The 1,610-nt window shown below is 60.9% G+C and carries 1 protein-coding gene and 1 pseudogene; both read right to left on the reverse strand.

The annotated features are described in order from the left end of the window. Nucleotides 1-336, reverse strand: a pseudogene (locus A3730_RS20370) (hydrolase or metal-binding protein); the annotation flags it as partial. A 94-nt stretch (nucleotides 337-430) separates the two neighbouring features. Next, on the reverse strand, nucleotides 431-1,438 hold the full coding sequence (locus A3730_RS20375; RefSeq protein ID WP_063508770.1) for a YqaJ viral recombinase family protein: 1,008 nt from the start codon (nucleotides 1,436-1,438) through the stop codon (nucleotides 431-433). Between the last annotated feature and the right edge of the window lie 172 nt (nucleotides 1,439-1,610).

Below are 1,610 nucleotides of genomic sequence, written 5' to 3' on the forward strand. Positions count from 1 at the left end.
CAGGCCCTGGTCGGTGCGGCGTCGGCAGGTCTCCCCGTCGCCACTGCACAGGGGCCGGCCACTCTTGCGCTCGAAGAAGGTGTACTCCGCCCGCAGGTTCAGGTCCGGATCATTGAAGGGCAGGGTGACGGGAATGCTGCGTAGCTTCTTGCCTTGTACCTCCTGGCGTAGGGCCTCATCCAGTGGGTGCGGTAGCCAGCCCTCCCGGGTCTGGATCTGGGTAGTGATGGTGAATTGGTCGTCTTTCTCCGGCAGACGCTTGCCGTTCTTTTCTACTATGCGGCCAATACTGATACGGCCAATCACGGGGGGCGTAATGGCGAGTCCTTTGATCATGGGAATCTCCTGTTATAAAAAGCACAGCCGCCGGGCTGGGCCCGGCGTTTATGCTGTTAGGCGTGGGGTGTTGAGTGAGGTGATGCGAGAACGATCAGGTGTTGGGTTTGACGAGGAACCGGCGACTGCCAGCGCGATGCTTGGGGAATTGCTGCAGTAGCGCGGGCTGAGTCTTGAGCAGGGCGTCAGTGTCGAGCACTGTACTGTCCTTGCTGCGCTTCCAGCTCACCTGGCCATCCATGAAGTAAGCCCGAGCGGCGTCACCCATGCGTTGCTGGATGCGCTGCTTGAGCCGGGCTTCCCGTTCGGCCAGACGGGCTAGGCGTTCCCGGATATCCAGCATCTCACTGAAATCGCCGTTGAGTGCGGTGTCTTCAATGAGATCCAACGCTTCGCCATCGTCACGAGGGTAGAGCGCTCGCAGCGCCTGGTCGGCGGAGTCGGAGCCATCGGCCTCGGGTGGCGTATCGGTTTCCACCAAGTGCCAAAAGGCCCGTTCCAGCTCGATCAGTTGCTTGATGACGGCGTCATCCCGCTCAATGCGGTGTACCTGCAACTCCTGCCCGCAGATCAGCACCGCCACGTCCGCTGCCTGCTTGCCGGTGACGGCCAGTTGATGCTGCACCTGGCACTGGATGTACTCTGGTACGCCATCGGCCCAGAGCCTGGCGCCATTGAGGCCGGTGGTTTTGCACTCCAGGATCTGCACCTCTGGATTTCCCACTACCGAGTAATCCAGATTGGCCAGCATCCAGGGCTTGTCTGCATCCGGGTGCTGGAGCACGGCATTCACTCGCCGTACCTTGTTGCCCGTCGCCTTGGCATAGGCCTCGGCCACCTTGGGTTCAAGAAGATTGCCCCAGTACAGCGGGGTATGGATGTCGTCAGGATCGGGGGCCGGTAACAGCCCATCCCGCCCGGTCTTGATCATCCACAGCTCAAGCGGCGATTGGTACGGATTAAGTCCCACGGCCGCAGCGGCATCGCTGGCCCCGATACCTTGCTTGCGGACCTTGAGCCACTGTTCCCGGTTCATGCCCTTGGTGGACACCAGGCGCAGGGCTGGGCGGGATGAGGATTTGATGGAGCGGGGCGTGCTCATGAGTGTCCTCCTTCCAGTTGGGTCAGCCGCTCGGTAAAGCGATCATGAAGATTGATCAGCCGGTGGGTCTGGGGTGTCTGATCCGACGGGATCTCATGACTACCGCCCTGGCTGAAGAAAGTGACCACCAGCTCGGTGATCATCTGTTGGATGTCGGTGTTGGGCGGTAAAT

It is taken from the genome of Alcanivorax sp. HI0044 (genome assembly GCF_001634945.1).